Source organism: Micromonospora sp. NPDC049645, assembly GCF_040675155.1.
In the GTDB taxonomy this organism is placed as follows: Bacteria; Actinomycetota; Actinomycetes; order Mycobacteriales; family Micromonosporaceae; genus Micromonospora.
This window is the reverse complement of sequence record NZ_JBFAOI010000008.1, coordinates 129,246-145,830: the sequence shown is the minus strand read 5'-3', so window position 1 is coordinate 145,830 and position 16,585 is coordinate 129,246. Positions and strand designations below refer to the sequence as shown.

Below are 16,585 nucleotides of genomic sequence, written 5' to 3'. Positions count from 1 at the left end.
GATGACCGACAGCTCAGCCACGGTACGACCGGATCGGCGCGCCGAACTCGCGGCCGGTCTGGCCCAGGTCCGGTCCCGGGTCGACGACGCCTGCGCGCAGGCCGGCCGGGACCGCGCCGAGGTCACGATGATCGCGGTGACGAAGACCTACCCGGCCAGCGACGTGCTGGCGTTGGCCGGGCTCGGGGTGACCGACATGGGGGAGAACCGCGACCAGGAGGCGGCCGGTAAGGCCGCCGAGGTGGCTGCGGCCGGGGTGCGCCCCCGCTGGCACTTCATCGGCCAGTTGCAGCGCAACAAGGCCCGCTCGGTGGTCCGCTACGCCGACGTGGTGCACTCCGTCGACAGTGTCCGGTTGGCCCGGGCGTTGGCCACCGCGACGGTCGACCGGCAGACGCCGCTCGACGTCCTGGTCCAGGTGAGCATCGACGGCGACGCGGCCCGGGGCGGAGCGCTGCCCGATTCGGCGGATCCGGGCGCCGGGCTGCAACCGGTGGCCGAGGCGGTGGCCGACGCGTCCGGGTTGCGCCTGGTCGGTCTGATGGCGGTCGCTCCGCTGGGCTGGGAGCCGGAGCGGGCGTTCGCCCGACTCGCCGAGGTCGCCGACGCGTTTCGGGCTGTCCATCCCGGAGCCGCCGCGTTGTCCGCCGGGATGAGCGGAGATTTCGAAATCGCGATCCGATACGGCGCGACACATGTCCGCGTCGGTAGCGCGTTGCTCGGAATGCGTCCCACGCTGCGGTAGCCTGACCGCGAGACAAGCAAATTACATCAGTGTTGTTTCAGGGGCGGGCGTCTCCTAGTCGGGGGTCGTGGCGCGCGACGCGAATCGCGCGCTGGGGGATTGCCGTTCCGGTCCGATGGGCATGGTTGTCCACTCGCGACGGGCGACATGGCACGGGGGCGCGTGCCGCACGGCGGACGGAAGGGCGCGGGATGGGTGCACTGCGCAAGGCGGGGGTCTGGCTCGGTCTGGTCGAGGAAGACGACGAGCGGGCCTACGACGACGGTGGCTACGACAAGGGTGGCTACCGCGACTCGCGGTACCGGCAGAGCCGGTACGCCGAGGAGTTCGCCGACGAGGACGAGGACGACACCGAGGAGCCGCCGGCTCCCCGGCCGCGCGACAGTGGGCGGGGTCGACTCTCCGAGCGGTCGGGCGGGCGGTTGGGCGAGTCCGAGCGCGGTGACGGCGAGCGTCCGGAGCGGATCGAGCGGTCCAGCGTACGGTCGATCACCCGGTCGTCGGCGGGGGAGACCTCTGGCGCGTTGACCTACCACACCCGGGACAACCTGGCCCTCGCGCCGCAGGTCACGGCGCGTGAGCGCGCCCTGCCCGAGGAGGAGCAGCGCTACCAGATCACCACGTTGCACCCCACCACGTACCGGGAGGCACGCACCATCGGTGAGCACTTCCGCGACGGGGTCCCGGTGATCATCAATCTCACCGAGATGGATGAGGCGGATGCCCGCCGTCTGGTGGACTTCGCGGCCGGACTGGCGTTCGGGCTGCGCGGTACGATCGAGCGCGTGACCAATCGGGTGTTCCTGCTCTCACCGGCTAATGTCCAGGTCACCGCTGAGGACAAGGCCAAGATCGCTGAGGGCGGCTTTTTCAGTTTGAGTTGACCCCGCCCGACCCGAGGGACGTCGCTGACCGTGTTGTCGATCTTACTGCAAGTGCTGTACCTGATCCTTTATGTCTTCCTGCTCCTTCTTCTGTCCCGGTTCGTGTTGAGCGCCGTCCTGCAGTACGGCCGTCGTTGGCAACCGGGTCGCGGAGCATCGGCAGGATTGGAATCCGTGTGGAGCGTCACTGATCCCCCTCTCAACGCGTTGAGGCGTGTGATCCCTCCGCTGCGAATTGGTACCGTGAGCATCGACCTGGCCTCCCTTGTGCTCCTGGTTATCCTGTTCGTGCTGATGGAGTTCGTGTTAGGGCCGTCGATCAGGGCATCTGCCTGATGACCGACGCGCTTTCGCGGCCGCAACTGACCCGAGGAGTTTCGATGCCGCTGACCCCGGCCGACGTCCACAACGTCGCCTTCAAAAAGCCGCCGATCGGCAAGCGGGGGTATGACGAGGAGGAGGTCGACGCCTTCCTGGATGAGGTCGAGCGCGAGCTCGCCCGTCTCATCGAGGAGAACAACGAGCTGCGCGCCCAGGTGGAGCGCGGCGGCCGTGGCGGCGCCCCCGCAGGCCCCGGCGGCGACGCCCGACTGGCGGCTGAGCTCAACGACGTCAAGGCCCAACTCGACCGGGTGCAGCGCGACAAGTCGGCGGCCGAGCAGGCCGCCCGCGCGATGCAGGCCGAGCTGGAGCAGGTCCGTGCGACCGGCGGCCCGGCCGGCGTCACCGGTGACGGCGAGCAGCAGGCCCTGCGCGTGCTGATGATGGCCCAGCGCACCGCCGACGACCACGTGTCCGACGCTCGCCGCGAGGCCGACCAGCTGCTCTCCGAGGCCCGCAGCAAGGCCGAGGAGGTGACCCGGGAGGCGCGCGCGAAGGCCGACGCCCTTGAGCGGGACGCCCGCCAGCGGCACCAGGAGGCCATGGGCGGCCTGGACGCCAAGCGCACCGCGCTGCAGAAGCACATCGAGGAGCTCAAGCAGTTCGAGCGCGAGTACCGCACCCGGCTCAAGGCGTACCTGGAGAGCCAGCTGCGGGACCTCGACGGTCGTGGCCAGGGCCTCGAGGCCGAGATGACCCGCTCCGAAGCCGGCCGGGTCACCGGCGGCAACGGGCTGGCCGCAGCGGGCCTCGCCGGTTCGTATGGCGGCGGCGGGCGCTCCGGCGCCCTCGAAGCCGGACGCTGAGCACCGGCCGGCGATCGCTGTCCGCCAATGGTGACGGTCGCCGGCCCGGTCTGGACGGTACGACGCGGCGGGGGTGAGCCGTGATAGTCGCAAGTCTTCTGCTCATCCTCGTCGCGGTGTTGCTGCTGGTGCTCGGCCTGGCCGGCGGCTCCAGCTTCCTGTTGGTCATCTCCATCGCGGCCAGTCTGCTGGCCGCCGTGGCGTTGGTGGTGGGCGCCCGCCAGGCAGCCGCCAACCGCGCCACGGCGGATTCCGGTCGGACCGACCAGCTGCCCCCCGACGCACCCCGCACGGCCAGCCAGGCCAGACCGGGTGTGCCGTACGGGCCGCCGCTGGTCGAGCCGGAGGTGCCGGTCCAGCACGTGCCCACGAACGTTGGTGCCGGCGGCACCGGGTGGCGGCAACCACCCGTGCCGCCGGTCGACCATGCGCCGCCGGTCGATCCGCCGCGCGTCGACGACGTGCCGCCGTTCGACGACGTGCCGCCACTCGACGACGTGCCGCCGTTCGACCGAGGGGCGCCGTTCGTGACTCCGGCCGACGAGTCGTCCTCGCGCACCAGACCCGTCAGCCCGGCGTCGCCGATCACGGCGTCGGCCGACGACGAGTTCGACCGGGTGGCCCCGGCCGACGACGAGCCGGCCGAGCAGCAGGTCACGGCCGCCGAGGCGGCCCGGGTGGCCCGACTGCTCGACGCCGTCGAGGTCGTCGACGGCCACCCCCGCTACCACCTCGACAGCTGCCCACACCTGATTGGCTGGCAGCCCGAGACGTTGCCGGTCGCCGAGGCCGTGGAACTCGGCTTCACGCCGTGCGCGCGCTGCGCGCCGGCGACCGCTCTCCTTGCCGACGCCCGGCCGATCTGAAGCGGGCGCCGATGCCCGCGCAGGACACGCTCACCGTGGCGGTACGGGTGAAGCCCGGCGCCTCCCGCGACCGGGTGGGTGGCCGCTTCGACGGCCCGCACGGTCCCGCACTGGTGATCGCGGTCCACGACCCGGCCGTCGACGGTCGGGCCACCGAGGCGGCCCGCCGGGCGCTGGCCGGCGCGTTGGGCGTCCGACCGGCGACGGTGTCGCTGCGTACCGGCGCGGCCAGCCGGGACAAGCTTTTCCTCGTCGATCGACCCGGCCCGGAGTTGCCCGAGGTGCTGCGCCGGCTGCGCGACGGATCCGCCGAGTGAGGACAGCCCAGGCAAGGCAGCCGTGACGCCCGGGCTGGATCTCGCGCTGCTGCTCGGTGCGGCCGTGCTGCTGGTCGCGGTCGGTGCGGTGCGGCTCTCCACCCGGCTCGGCGTGCCCAGCCTTCTGGTCTACCTGGCGTTGGGTGTGGCGATCGGCGAGAGCGGGTTGGGCATCCGGTTCGACGACGTCGAGCTGACCCGGACCCTGGGCTTCTGCGCGCTGATCGTGATCATCGCGGAGGGTGGCCTCACCGCCCGGTGGACCACGCTGCGGCCGGTGCTCGGGCTGGCCTCCGCGCTCTCCACGGTCGGTGTGATCGTCAGCATCGTGGTGGTGGGCGTCGCCGTGCACCTGCTGCTGGGGCTGGACTGGCGGTTGGCGCTGCTCTACGGCGCGGTGCTCTCGTCCACCGACGCGGCGGCCGTCTTCGCCACCCTGCGCCGGCTGCGGTTGCCGCCCCGGCTGGTGGCGACGCTGGAGGCCGAGTCCGGGATGAACGACGCCCCGGTGGTGCTGCTGGTGGTGCTGCTGTCGCACCGGGGCTTCTCGCACCCGTGGTGGTACGAGGTCGCGTTGGTCTGCTACGAGCTGGGCGCCGGCGCGGCGGTCGGTGTGGCCGCGGGGGTGGCCGGCACCTGGGCGCTGCGCCGGGCGGCGTTGCCCTCGGCCGGGCTCTACCCGATCGCCGCGGTGGGCATCACCGTGCTGGCGTACGCCGCCGGGGCGGTTCTGCACGCCTCGGGGTTCCTCGCCGTCTACGTGGCCGGGGTGCTGCTGGGCAATGCCCGCCTGTCACACCGGCAGGCGATTCTCGGCTTCGCGGACGGGCTGGCGTGGCTCGCCCAGATCGGCTTGTTCGTGCTGCTCGGGTTGCTGGCCTCGCCGGGTCGGCTGGACGCCGCGGTGCTACCCGCGGTGGTCGCGGGGTTGGCTCTGGTGCTGCTGGCCCGGCCGCTGTCGGTGGCCGTCTCGGCGCTGCCGTTCCGGGTCGGCCTCCGGGAACAGGCGTTCCTGTCCTGGGCCGGGCTGCGCGGGGCGGTGCCGATCGTGCTGGCCACCATCCCGCTCTCCGAGCGGGTGCCCGGCGCGGAACGGCTCTTCGACGTGGTCTTCGTGCTGGTGATGATCTTCACGCTGGTGCAGACCGGGACGCTGGGGCCGTTCGCCCGCCGGTTGCGGGTGACCGCTCCGGCCGAGGCCGCCGAGATCCACGTGGAGACCGCGCCGCTGGAGCGGATGCGGGCGGATCTGCTCCAGGTGGAGGTGCCGCCGGGCTCGCGGTTGGCCGGTGTGCACGTCGACGAGCTGCGGCTGCCGGTGGGCGCGTCGGTGACCCTGGTGCTGCGCGACGGGGTGGGCTTCGTGCCCGCACCGGACACCCGGTTGAAGACGGGCGACAGTCTGCTGATCGTGGCGACCGCCGGGGTGCGGGACGCCGCGGAACGGCGGTTGCGGGCGGTCAGTCGGCGGGGTCGTCTGGCCCGATGGTTTGGTGAGTACGGAGATGAGGTGGTCGGTTGATCTGCTAGCGTTCCTTTTGCCCCAGTTGGGTAGGGCTAGGGGCTGTTAGACGGTGCGACGGTGCGGCACGTTGTCGGACGCCTGTACGTTCCGTATTCTTGCGAACCTCCGGAGTGCGCGGCGATCGTCGCCGTGCGCCCCTTTTCGTACATAAGGGGACGCCTTGGTCGGCGCCCCCTGACCAGGCGCCGCGGACCGCGCGGTTCCCCGGCCGAGGGAGCGACCCCATGGCGAAGCCAGCCGACACCAGGACCGCCGGGCGCAAGCCGGCGGCCAAGGCCACCCGCAGCACCGCCGAGACCGAGAAGATCCGGGCGGCGCTGGCGGCGCGGCGGGACGAGCTTCGTGCCGAGTACGATCAGACGCTGAGTGAGATCACCGAGCTGCAGCGCGATCGGCTGACCGACTCGGCCGGGGACGACCAGGCCGACACGGGCACCAAGACGCTCGAGCGGGAGCAGGAGATCTCTCTCGCCAACAGCATTCTGGAACGGATCACGCAGGTGGAGCGCGCACTGGAGCGCCTCGACGAGGGTGGTTACGGCTGGTGCGAGCGGTGCGGCAACCCGATCCCGGTCGAGCGCCTCGCCGCCTTCCCGTCGGCCACCCAGTGTGTGACGTGCAAGCAGCTGGAGGAGCGGCGCTGAGGTCCGTTCCCCGGTGGCGACGAGACGGTGAGTGATCACCGCCAAGACTGTCGATGGGGAGCGCATGACCGCAGTACCGTCCGCCGAACCCGGCCGCACCGACCCGGGCGGCGGCACCCGCCGGCCCCGGGCCGTCGCGATTCTCGCCGGAGTCGCCCTGGTGGCCCTGCTGGCCGACCTGGTCACCAAGCACCTCGCGCTGGCCGCGCTGACCGACCGGGGGCCGGTCAAACTGCTCGGCGGGTTCGTCTACCTGAGCCTGACCCGCAACAGCGGCGCGGCCTGGAGCATCGGGGCCGACCACACCTGGGTCTTTCCGCTGATCACCATCGGTGTGGTCGGCTGGATCGTCTGGATGGCACTGCGCCTGCGCTCCCTGCCCTGGGCGATCTCCCTCGGCCTGGTGCTGGGTGGGGCCCTGGGCAACCTCGTCGACCGGATCTTCCGGGCACCGGCCCCCTTCCACGGGCACGTGGTCGACATGATCAGCCTCTTCGACCCGTACGGTCAGGTCTGGCCGGTGTTCAACCTGGCCGACAGTTCGCTGGTCTGTGGCGTGCTGCTGGCCGTCCTGCTGGAGCTGACCGGTCGCCAACGTGACGGCCGGCGGGCAGGGCGCGACAGCGACCAGGCCGCGACGGACGCCGCGTCGAACGCCGAGCAGCGGGAGCGGGCATGACCTCCGCGTTCGCCGCTGGCGGCGACCACCGATCCCTTCCGGTGCCGGACGGCCTCGACGGCATGCGCCTGGACCAGGCGGTGTCCCGCCTGTTCGGGCTCTCCCGCACCGCCGCCGCAGCCCTGGTCGACGCCGGCGACGCGCTTGTCGACGGCTCCGCCCGGCCCAACTCGCACAAGGTCAAGGCCGGCTCCTGGCTGGACGTCACGCTGCCCGCCCCGGTGGCACCGCCGACCGTGGTGCCGCAGGCGGTGCCCGGCCTGCGGGTGGTCTACGCCGACGACGACATCGTCGTGGTCGACAAGCCGGTAGGGGTCGCCGCGCACCCCAGCCCCGGGTGGACCGGCCCGACCGTGATCGGTGCGCTCGCCGCGATCGGGCACCGCATCTCCACAAGTGGCGCCGCCGAGCGGCAGGGCGTGGTGCACCGGCTCGACGTGGGCACCACCGGCATCATGGTGGTGGCCAAGAGCGAACAGGCGTACACGGCGTTGAAGCGGGCCTTCAAGTACCGCGAGGTGGACAAGGGCTACCACGCGGTGGTGCAGGGTCACCTGGACCCGCTGCGCGGCACCGTCGACGCGCCGATCGACCGGCACCCCACCCACGACTACCGGTGGGCGGTGGTCTCCGGCGGCAAGCCGAGCATCACCCACTACGACACCCTGGAGGCGTTCCCGGCGGCCAGCCTGGTCGACGTCCGGCTGGAGACCGGCCGGACCCACCAGATCCGGGTGCACTTCTCCACCCTGCGGCACCCCTGCGTGGGTGACCTCACCTACGGCGCCGATCCCACCCTCTCGGCCCGTCTCGGCCTGGCCCGACAGTGGCTGCACGCCCGCGAACTGAGCTTTTTGCATCCCCGAACGGGGGACGAGGTCCGGTTCGTCAGCGACTACCCTGACGACCTGGACCGTGCGCTTCAGATCCTGCGTGACTGAGCGGCGACCGCCCGACACCGATCCACAGAGGGGATCCCGCCCGTGCGCGCCGGCAACCTGCTGCGGCAGCTGGACCAGCGGTTGCTGCCGCCGCTGACCCGGGCCGTGGCCCGGTTGGGCGACCGGTCGGCGCGCTCCGGCGTGCTGAGTTGGGCCGCCGTGCTCTCCGCGGCGGCGGTGCTGGGCACCGCCGTCTGGGCCGTCGACGACACTCCGGTCGGCGACCGGACGGTGGGCGAGGTGACCCGGGTCGGTGTCTCCGACGGCGACTCCGTGCCCGGCTACCTGCGCTCCGCGGCGGCCGACCTGGCCGCGCTGCCCGCGTCCGCCCCGGCCGGCGAGGGCGGGACGTACGCGCTGGTCACGCTCGACACCTACCTGCCACCGCAGCGGCTGGCCACGGTGCTCGGCGACGTCGGGGTCTCGACCGTCTTCGGGCGGGTTCCGCTGCCCGGCCGGCAGACCGAGATCGTCAAGATCCCCGCGCTGCGGGTGCCCGACGACGTGGTCGCCGGAATGGCGCAGGTGGCGGCCCGCAAGGACAGCGAGGCCGCCGACTACCGGGCCAGGGCCGCCGCGGTCGACGGCGACGGGCTGGGCGAGCGGGAGCTGCGGGAGCAGTACGTCAGCGGCGCCGAGGTGGCCGCCGCCGAGGCGGCGGCGTACCGCACCGGCTGCGCCTGCGTCTACGCGGCGGTGGTCCGCGCGACGCCGGTGGCGCTGCGCGGTGTCGCGGCCCGGCCGGACGTGCGGGCGGTCGACCCCGCCCCCGAGGTGTACCGGCTGGACCGCACGGTCTTCACGCCGCCCCTGCCCGAGCAGCACGACGTGGTGCGCCCGCCGGCCGACACCGGGCCGAGCCCCGCGCCGACCCAGGCCGAGCTGCCGGAGCCGGCAACCAGCGCGCCGGTCCCCCCGGTCCCGATGGGCGAATCGTCGGAACCCGCACCAGTCGTGACGATTCCGTCACCCGAGCCGTCGGAGCCGGAACCCAGCGAGTCGGCGCCCCCGAGCGTCCTCACCTCCCCGGACACCGCCGGCGTCGAACCGCCGACGCCGACGTCGTCGTGATCTGCGTCGGCTGGTGTGCGCTCTGAGGTGTGGTCCGAATAGGGTTTGGTTCGTAGCCTGTCAGACGGAGATCGATGGCGCTGGGAGGGCGGGCCGTGGAGGGCAGTGAGACCGGCTGGGGCCGGCCGGCCGAACCAGCGCCGCGGTGGCGCGCGTTGTTGGACCGTGCCCGGCTCGGCGCCCGCGGCGCGGAGCAGGCCGAGTCGGACCGGCGGGCCGACGACGAGGCGTCGTCGGATCCGCTGCCACGGCGTGCGGCCCCCAACGGCTACGCCGGGCGGGCGCCCGCCATCGGGCATCCGGCCGATCTGTCGTACGGCGCGGAGCCCGGTTACCGGGCCGAGGGGACCTACCGCGTCGACCCCGCCTACCGGGCCGAGCCGGGTTATCGCGCCGAGCCGGACTACCGGGCGGAGCCCGCGTACCGGGCCGAGCCGGGTTACCGGGCCGAGCCGGACTATCGCGCCGCGCCGGCGTACCGGAGCGAGCAGCCGGACTACCGCGCTGATCCCGGGTACCGGGCCGAGCCGGGTTACCGGGCCGAGCCGGACTATCGCGCCGCCCCGGGCTACCGGGCCGAACCGGACTATCGGGCCGAGCCGACGTACCGGGCCGAGCCGACGTACCGGGCCGAGCCCGAGCCGCCGCCCCGCGGCCCCGATCCGGTCCCGTCCCGCTACGCGTTGCTGGACAACGGCTACCGGCCGGGCGACCCGCCGGTGGAATCGCGGTACGCCCTGCTGGAGACCGGTTACCAGCCGGAGACCGGCTACCCGGTTACCGCGCCGCCGCCCCCGCCGGTCACCCCGGCACCCCCGGCGGCGGTCGCCCCGCCGGTCGCACCACCGGTGGCACCGCCCGCCCCGCCGTCACCCGCCCCGGCGATCGGCTCGGCCATCGCCGAGCGCGCCTACCCGGCCCGGATCGAGTGGCGCCCACCGGTCGCCGACCAGGAGCAGGAGCGCGCCAACGGGGTGCTCCAGCGGGATCTGGGCACCCCCCGGGTGTTCGCCTTCGCCAACCCCAAGGGTGGGGTGCACAAGACGACCGCGACCGTGCTCGCCGCGGCCACCGTCGGCAGCGTCCGCGGCAAGGGCGTGCTGGCCTGGGACGACAACGAGCTGCGCGGCACCCTCGGCCTACGCGCCGGCAGCGCCCGGCACGCCCGGACGATCCGACACCTGATCAGCGACCTGGCCCAGATCGAGATCCTGGAGGGCGCGACCCTGCTGGACCGGCTGGACGACTACCTGCGGCACGCCTCCGACGGCTCGTACGACGTGCTGGCCGGCGAGGAGAGCCCGCGCTTCGCCCAGCGGCTGGACCAGTTCACCGTCCGACGTGTGCTGGAGCTGCTGCGGCGCACCCACGACGTGGTCTGCGTGGACACCGGCAACAATGTGGAGAGCCCCAACTGGCGCACCGTGATGCAGGCCGCCGACCAGCTGGTGGTGACCACCGTGCCCCGCGAGGACGCGGCGTTCAGCGCGGACTGGATGCTCGACCTGCTGCACGAGGAGGGCATGGGCGAGTTGGCGGACAACGCGATCACCCTCATCTCCTGCCCGACCCCGGGGCGCTCGACGTTGCAGGACGACCTGGAGCGGCACTTCGCCACCCGTACCCGGGGGGTGGCCGTCGTGCCGTACGACCCGGCACTGGAGACCGGGTCGTCGATCGAGTACCACCAGCTCCAGCCGGAGACCCGGCAGGCGTGGCTGCGGGCGGCGGCGATGATGGTGGAGCCGTTCGCCCGGTGAGTTGGTCTGCCGCCACCGGAGCCCCGGTCTCGCACCGGGCCTGAGAGGATCATCGGGTGAGCCCGGACAACCCCGACCCTGAGCGGCCCGTCGACGAACCCGACCAATCCGCGCCATCCCGGACGTCCGGCCCGACGCCGTCGCCGGCCCACCCTTCGGCGGGCCCACCGCCGCCCGACTCTCCGGTCGGCCCACCGCCGCCCGACACATCGCCGGACGCCGTCGGGCCGACCGGGACGCCACCGGCCGGGTTCGACCCCGGCGATGTGTCCGCCTCGGCGGCGTACCAGAGCTCACTGGAGCTGCGGTTCGACGAGCCGCGACGTCCGCTGCGTGCCGTGGCCACGGTGCTGGGCGCGGTGCTCGCGCTTGCCGTGCTGGGTGCCCCCCTCGGGCTGCTCTGGGCCGCGCTCGCGCCGGACACGCCGGTGCTGAAGACCGCCGAGGGCGCGATCTACGCCGAGCCGCAACCGGAGCAACCCATCGCCGCCGACGGGTGGTTCAGCCTGCTCGGGCTCGCCTTCGGGCTGCTCGTGGCGCTCGCGCTGTGGTTCCTGCTGCGTCGGCGGCGCGGCCCGGTCGGGCTGCTCGCCGCGGTGCTCGGCAGTCTGGTCGCCGCGCCGGTGGCCTGGCAGGTGGGGCGGCGGATCGGCCTGGCCACCTTCGACCGGTTGCTGGCGACGGCCCCGGCCGGGCAGGCCTTCAGCAAACCCGCCGACCTGCGGGCCGGCGGGGTCGACTGGCTGCTCGGTGTGCTGCCGGTGCCGCACGGCAACCTGCTGCTGCCGGCGTTCGGCGCCGCGGTCATGTACACCCTGCTGGCCGGTTGGTCGCGGTGGCCGGGGCTGCGCCCGGAACCCGACCCGGCGGAGTTCAGTTGGGTGTCGGTGGGGACGCCAGCTCCGCCAGCGGCACCGGAACCGCCCGCACCTGACGCAACAGAGCCGCCTCGCGGTTGAGCAGCCGCAGCTCGGCGCGCAGCCGGGAGGCGGTGTCGTCGATCGCCAGCAGCCGCTGCCGGTCGTCGACGGTGAGCGCCGCGGTCGCCGCCACCAGGTGCGAGAGCACCGTCGGATCCTCCGGCAACTGCTCGGAGATCTCCTCCGGGTCGGAGCGGATCAGACCGAGGTACTGCCGGAACACCGCGATCACGCGGGCGGCCAGCAGATCGGCCACCTCGTCCGGGCCGCCGGGATCGGGCAGCCACTCGACGTCGGCGGTCAGATAGGGCGCCGCGTGGTCGTCGACCTCCGCGATCCGGAAACGACGCCGGCCGACCGTGACGATGTCGAAACCGCCATCGGCCAGCTCGGTCACCTGGCGCAGCTCGGCGGTGCAGCCCACCTCGTGCAGGGTGACCTCACCGGCGCCCGGCGTCGCCCGACCGCCGGGACCGGCGGGCGCGACCTCCCAGCCGGCCTGGATGGCCACCACGCCGAACTCACGCGGCGCGCCCTCGGGCAGGTCGACCAGGTGTCGGACCAGCGCCCGGTAGCGCTCCTCGAAGATGTGCAGCGGCAGCACCAACCCGGGGAAGAGCACCGTTGCGAGCGGGAACACCGGCAGCCGTGCGGTCACATGGTCGAGCCTAACCAATCTCGCGTCGCCGGGCGTGGCCCGGCTCACCGTCCCGGCGTACGGGCGGCTCGGGTGGACGTCGGGACGGCCGCCTAGACTCGCAAGGGTGCTGAATCGGATCGACCTGCGCGACGGTCTCGGTGACCCGCGCCGCCTGCTGCCCCGTGCCCAGCTCGACGTGTCGGTTGCCGTCGAGCGCATCCGGCCTCTGGTGGAGGCGGTCCGTGAGCATGGGTACCCGGCGATCCGGGAGGCCAGCGAGCGCTTCGACGGCATCTCCCCGGAGGTGCTGCGGGTGCCGGTCGAGGCGATCACCGAGGCCGAGGGGGTGCTCGACCCGGCGGTGCGTGCCGCGTTGCTGGAGTCGATCAGTCGGGCCCGTCGGGTGCACGACGACCAGCGACGCACCGACCACACCACCCAGGTGGTGCCGGGCGGCACGGTCACCGAGCGGTGGCTGCCGGTCGACCGGGTCGGCCTCTACGTGCCCGGCGGCCTGGCGATGTACCCGTCGACGGTGGTGATGAACGTGGTGCCGGCCCAGGCGGCCGGGGTGCGCTCGCTGGTGGTGGTCAGCCCGCCGCAGAAGGACAACGGCGGCCTGCCCGACCCCCGCGTGCTCGCCGCGTGCGCGTTGCTCGGCGTCGACGAGGTGTACGCCGTGGGTGGTGCCCACGCGGTGGCGATGCTGGCGTACGGCGCCGCGGTGGACCCGGCGGGCGAGCTGCGGTGCGACCCCGTCGACCTGATCACCGGCCCCGGCAACATCTGGGTGACCGCGGCCAAGCGGCTGCTGCGCGGCGTGGTCGGCATCGACGCCGAGGCCGGCCCGACCGAGATCGCCATCCTGGCCGACGACACGGCCGACCCGGCGCACGTCGCCGCCGACCTGATCAGCCAGGCCGAGCACGACCCGCTCGCCGCGAGCGTGCTGGTCACCCCGTCGCTGGCCTTGGTCGAGGCGGTCGAGGCGGAGCTGGCCCGGCAGGTGCCGGCGACCAAGCACGCCGAGCGGGTGACCACGGCGCTGACCGGGGAGCAGAGCGGCGTGGTGCTGGTCGACGATCTCGAAGCGGGGCTGCGGGTGGTCGACGCGTACGCGGCCGAGCACCTGGAGATCCAGACGGTCGACGCCCGGGAGTGGGCGCTGCGGGTGCGCAACGCCGGGGCGATCTTCGTGGGCGCGTGGTCGCCGGTGTCGCTCGGTGACTACTGCGCCGGGTCCAACCACGTGCTGCCCACCGGTGGCTGCGCCCGGCACTCCTCCGGGCTGTCGGTGCAGTCGTTCCTGCGCGGTGTCCACCTCATCGAGTACACCGAGGCCGCGCTGCGCGACGTGGCGCCGCACGTGGTCACCCTCGCCAACGTGGAGGACCTGCCCGCGCACGGCCAGGCGGTCCAGGCCCGTTTCCCCGGAGCGTCGGCGTGACGAGCCTCGACGAGCTGCCGATCCGTGCCGACCTGCGGGGGCTGTCGCCGTACGGGGCGCCGCAGCTGGACGTGCCGGTGCGGCTCAACACCAACGAGAATTCCCACCCGGTGCCGGAGCCGGTGGTCGAGGCGATCGGCAAGGCGCTCGCGGCCGAGCTGCGCGAGCTGAACCGTTACCCGGACCGGGACGCGGTGGCGCTGCGCACCGACCTGGCCGACTATCTCGGGCACGGGCTCACCGTCGAGCAGGTGTGGGCGGCCAACGGCTCCAACGAGATCCAGCAGCAGCTGCTCCAGGTGTTCGGCGGGCCGGGGCGCAGCGCGCTCGGCTTCGTTCCGGCGTACTCCATGCACCCGCTGCTGGCCCTCGGCACCGGCACTCGGTGGGTGCCGGCCGAGCGCGGCGTCGACTTCGGGCTGACCGCCGAGGAGGCGGTCGCCCAGGTTCGCGAGCACCAGCCCGACGTGGTCTTCCTCTGCTCCCCGAACAACCCCACCGGCACCGCGCTGGACCCGGCGGTGATCGCCGCGGTGCTCGACGTCGCGCCGGGCATGGTGGTGGTCGACGAGGCGTACGCCGAGTTCGCCCGACCCGGGACGGTCAGCGCCCTCGCGGTGCTGCCCGGCCACCCGCGGCTGGTGGTCACCCGGACGATGAGCAAGGCGTTCGGCTTCGCCGGCGGCCGGCTGGGTTACCTGGCCGCCGACCCGGCGGTGGTACGGGCGGTGCAGCTCGTTCGTTTGCCGTACCATCTCTCCGCGCTCACCCAGGCCGCCGCGCGCGCGGCGGTGGCCCACCGCGACGCCCTTCTCGGTACGGTGAGCGCGATCATGGCGCAGCGGGACCGGATCGTGGCGACGCTGCGCGAGCGGGGGTTGCGGGTCGCCGACAGCGACGCCAACTTCGTGCTCTTCGAGGTGGGCGGCGACCAGACCATCGTCTGGAACGCCCTGCTGGCACAGGGCGTGCTGGTCCGCGACGTCGGCCTACCCGGCTGGCTGCGGGTGACCGCGGGCACCGCCGCCGAGACCGACGCCTTCCTTACTGCCATGGAGACGAAGCGATGAGTCGGACCGCCCGGGTGGAGCGGATCACCAAGGAGACCAAGGTCCTCGTCGAGATCGATCTCGACGGCACCGGCGCCGCCGAGATCAGCACCGGCGTCGGCTTCTACGACCACATGCTGCACCAGATCGCCCGGCACGGTGGCTTCGACCTGACCGTGCAGACCGTCGGTGACCTGGAGATCGACGCGCACCACACGATCGAGGACACCGCGCTCGCCCTGGGCGCCGCGTTCGACCAGGCGCTCGGCGACAAGGCCGGCATCCGGCGGTACGGCTCGGCGACCGTGCCGATGGACGAGGTGCTGGTCCGGGCCGCCGTGGACCTCTCCGGTCGGCCGTACGTGGTGCATGACGAGCCGGTGCTCGCCCCGTACATCGGGCCGGTGTACGCGACGAGCATGACCCGGCACATCTGGGAGTCCTTCGGTCAGGCGGCCCGGGTCACGCTGCACGTCGATGTGCTGCGGGCGGCCCGGCCGGGTGGCCACCCAGACGCGCACCACGTGGTGGAGGCGCAGTTCAAGGCGGTCTCCCGCGCGTTGCGCGAGGCCACCTCGATCGATCCGCGATCGGCGGGCGCGATCCCGAGCACGAAGGGCGCGCTTTGATGAGCGCGAGGAGTGCAGCGCAGCGGAGCCCCGCAGTCGCGAATGGAAGGTGGCTCTGATGAGCGCGAGGAGTGCAGCGCAGCGGAGCCCCGAAGTCGCGAATGAGGGGTGGCTCTGATGGGTGCCGCGTTGCCGACGTTGTTGCTGATCCTGGCCGGGGTGCTGGTCGGTGGGGCCTGGTCGCTCCACCGGCAGGGCGCGCCGAAGGGCGCGGTGGTCCTCACCGCGCTGCTCGCGGTGCTCGCCACTGTCGGTGGGGTGCTCTGGCTGCTGCCGGGGGAGGGCACGTGAGTGACGTGGTGGTGCTCGACTACGGCTCGGGCAACCTGCGCTCCGCGGAGCGGGCGTTGGCCGCCGCCGGCGCGGATGTCCGGGTGACCGACGACCTGGCCGCCGCGGCTGCCGCCGATGGTCTGGTGGTGCCGGGTGTGGGCGCGTACGCGGCGTGCATGGCCGGTATCGAGGCGCTGGGCGCCGGCCCGGTGATCGCCGAACGGGTGGCCGCCGGCCGTCCGGTGCTCGGCATCTGCGTGGGTATGCAGGTGCTCTTCGAGCACGGTGACGAGCACGGTGTGGTGACCAAGGGGCTGGGGCTGCTGCCCGGCGGGGTGACCCGGCTGGACGCTGCCCGGTTGCCGCACATGGGCTGGAACACGGTCCGGGCACCCCGGGAGTCGGTGCTGTTCGCTGGTCTGCCGGAGCAGAGCCGGTTCTACTTCGTCCACTCGTACGCGATGGGCGATCCGGCGGCGCTGGCCGCTGCCGGCGCCACGGTGACCACCGCCCACCACGACACGGATTTCGTCGCGGCGGTGGAGCGCGGCTCGTTGTCGGCGGCCCAGTTCCACCCGGAGAAGTCCGCCGACACCGGTGCCGCGTTGTTGCGTAACTGGCTCGCCACGCTGCCCAGCGGTGGCTGAGCGTCGTCGCGCGGTGCCCGGTCGACGGGCGTCGCGGTGAGCAGGGAACGCGCCCGTCGACGGGCGGAGCGGGAGGCGGAGCAGGCCCGGGAGCGGGCGGTCCGCCAGCGCCAGGTGGCGCGAAGGCAACGCCGTCGGGCGGTTGTCCGCCGGTTGACGCCGCGGCTGCGGCGGGGTCGCTCCGGGCGGCTGGCTCGGCACACCCGGGGTGAGCGGGCCGCGATCGTGCTGCTCAGCGGTGCGGCGCTGATCCTGATCTGGACGTTCGTCGACAACCTGGCGTTGCGTATCGCGCTGATCGTGCTCTTGCTGCTCGTACTGCCGGCGATCGTGGTGATCGCCCTGGACCGTCGTACCTGAT

Annotated in this window: 20 protein-coding genes; 19 read left to right on the top strand and 1 reads right to left on the bottom strand. The window is 73.2% G+C overall.

Annotation, left to right across the window (positions count from 1 at the left end; genetic code table 11):
* Position 1 precedes the first annotated feature (1 nt).
* The 13 genes from AB0J33_RS19645 (at position 2) to AB0J33_RS19585 (ending at position 11,578) form a co-directional block, all read left to right on the top strand.
* A complete protein-coding gene (locus AB0J33_RS19645; protein ID WP_363615440.1) occupies positions 2 to 745 on the top strand; it encodes a YggS family pyridoxal phosphate-dependent enzyme in 744 nt (247 codons plus the stop codon).
* A gap of 191 nt (positions 746 to 936) precedes the next feature.
* Complete coding sequence (gene sepF, locus AB0J33_RS19640; protein ID WP_363615439.1) at positions 937 to 1,629, top strand: cell division protein SepF; 693 nt, start codon at positions 937 to 939, stop codon at positions 1,627 to 1,629.
* 30 nt (positions 1,630 to 1,659) lie between these two features.
* Positions 1,660 to 1,965 carry a YggT family protein gene (locus AB0J33_RS19635; protein WP_030334503.1) on the top strand — a complete coding sequence of 102 codons (306 nt, stop codon included), beginning with the start codon at positions 1,660 to 1,662 and terminating at the stop codon, positions 1,963 to 1,965.
* A gap of 44 nt (positions 1,966 to 2,009) precedes the next feature.
* On the top strand, positions 2,010 to 2,816 hold the full coding sequence (locus AB0J33_RS19630; RefSeq protein WP_363615438.1) for a DivIVA domain-containing protein: 807 nt from the start codon (positions 2,010 to 2,012) through the stop codon (positions 2,814 to 2,816).
* A gap of 314 nt (positions 2,817 to 3,130) precedes the next feature.
* Complete coding sequence (locus AB0J33_RS19625; protein ID WP_363615567.1) at positions 3,131 to 3,682, top strand: hypothetical protein; 552 nt, start codon at positions 3,131 to 3,133, stop codon at positions 3,680 to 3,682.
* An 11-nt stretch (positions 3,683 to 3,693) separates the two neighbouring features.
* On the top strand, positions 3,694 to 3,999 hold the full coding sequence (locus tag AB0J33_RS19620; RefSeq protein ID WP_363615437.1) for a DUF167 domain-containing protein: 306 nt from the start codon (positions 3,694 to 3,696) through the stop codon (positions 3,997 to 3,999).
* Between the two features lie 22 nt (positions 4,000 to 4,021).
* Positions 4,022 to 5,521 carry a potassium/proton antiporter gene (locus AB0J33_RS19615; RefSeq protein WP_363615436.1) on the top strand — a complete coding sequence of 500 codons (1,500 nt, stop codon included), beginning with the start codon at positions 4,022 to 4,024 and terminating at the stop codon, positions 5,519 to 5,521.
* 227 nt (positions 5,522 to 5,748) lie between these two features.
* On the top strand, positions 5,749 to 6,168 hold the full coding sequence (locus AB0J33_RS19610; RefSeq protein WP_184177075.1) for a TraR/DksA C4-type zinc finger protein: 420 nt from the start codon (positions 5,749 to 5,751) through the stop codon (positions 6,166 to 6,168).
* 64 nt (positions 6,169 to 6,232) lie between these two features.
* Positions 6,233 to 6,847, top strand: coding sequence for a signal peptidase II (lspA, locus tag AB0J33_RS19605; RefSeq protein ID WP_363615435.1), 615 nt, complete (start codon positions 6,233 to 6,235; stop codon positions 6,845 to 6,847).
* On the top strand, positions 6,844 to 7,788 hold the full coding sequence (locus tag AB0J33_RS19600) for an RluA family pseudouridine synthase (RefSeq protein ID WP_091407730.1): 945 nt from the start codon (positions 6,844 to 6,846) through the stop codon (positions 7,786 to 7,788). The genes lspA and AB0J33_RS19600 overlap by 4 nt, the downstream gene beginning before the upstream one ends.
* A 42-nt stretch (positions 7,789 to 7,830) precedes the next feature.
* Positions 7,831 to 8,859: a hypothetical protein gene (locus tag AB0J33_RS19595; RefSeq protein WP_363615434.1), complete on the top strand. Its 1,029-nt coding sequence runs from the start codon at positions 7,831 to 7,833 to the stop codon at positions 8,857 to 8,859.
* A gap of 74 nt (positions 8,860 to 8,933) precedes the next feature.
* Positions 8,934 to 10,619, top strand: a complete 1,686-nt coding sequence (locus AB0J33_RS19590; RefSeq protein WP_363615433.1) for an AAA family ATPase — start codon at positions 8,934 to 8,936, stop codon at positions 10,617 to 10,619.
* A gap of 266 nt (positions 10,620 to 10,885) precedes the next feature.
* Positions 10,886 to 11,578 carry a DUF2567 domain-containing protein gene (locus tag AB0J33_RS19585; RefSeq protein WP_363615432.1) on the top strand — a complete coding sequence of 231 codons (693 nt, stop codon included), beginning with the start codon at positions 10,886 to 10,888 and terminating at the stop codon, positions 11,576 to 11,578.
* Here AB0J33_RS19585 and AB0J33_RS19580 read toward each other — a convergent pair.
* Entirely contained in the window at positions 11,493 to 12,197 is a 705-nt protein-coding gene (locus tag AB0J33_RS19580; protein ID WP_363615431.1) for an LON peptidase substrate-binding domain-containing protein, read from the bottom strand. The genes AB0J33_RS19585 and AB0J33_RS19580 overlap by 86 nt on opposite strands.
* 106 nt (positions 12,198 to 12,303) lie before the next feature.
* On the opposite strand from AB0J33_RS19580, the gene hisD reads away from it, so the two are divergent.
* From hisD to AB0J33_RS19550, 6 genes are all read left to right on the top strand, one after another.
* Complete coding sequence (hisD, locus tag AB0J33_RS19575; RefSeq protein ID WP_363615430.1) at positions 12,304 to 13,626, top strand: histidinol dehydrogenase; 1,323 nt, start codon at positions 12,304 to 12,306, stop codon at positions 13,624 to 13,626.
* Positions 13,623 to 14,696: a histidinol-phosphate transaminase gene (locus AB0J33_RS19570; RefSeq protein WP_363615429.1), complete on the top strand. Its 1,074-nt coding sequence runs from the start codon at positions 13,623 to 13,625 to the stop codon at positions 14,694 to 14,696. Before hisD ends, AB0J33_RS19570 begins: the two co-directional genes overlap by 4 nt.
* Entirely contained in the window at positions 14,693 to 15,304 is a 612-nt protein-coding gene (gene hisB / locus AB0J33_RS19565) for an imidazoleglycerol-phosphate dehydratase HisB (RefSeq protein ID WP_363615428.1), read from the top strand. The genes AB0J33_RS19570 and hisB overlap by 4 nt, the downstream gene beginning before the upstream one ends.
* Positions 15,305 to 15,421: 117 nt before the next feature.
* Positions 15,422 to 15,595 (top strand): hypothetical protein, encoded by a 174-nt coding sequence (locus tag AB0J33_RS19560; RefSeq protein ID WP_363615427.1) that lies wholly within the window; start codon positions 15,422 to 15,424, stop codon positions 15,593 to 15,595.
* Complete coding sequence (hisH, locus tag AB0J33_RS19555) at positions 15,592 to 16,224, top strand: imidazole glycerol phosphate synthase subunit HisH (RefSeq protein ID WP_363615426.1); 633 nt, start codon at positions 15,592 to 15,594, stop codon at positions 16,222 to 16,224. Before AB0J33_RS19560 ends, hisH begins: the two co-directional genes overlap by 4 nt.
* Positions 16,225 to 16,260: 36 nt before the next feature.
* A complete protein-coding gene (locus AB0J33_RS19550; RefSeq protein ID WP_363615425.1) occupies positions 16,261 to 16,584 on the top strand; it encodes a hypothetical protein in 324 nt (107 codons plus the stop codon).
* Position 16,585 lies beyond the last annotated feature (1 nt).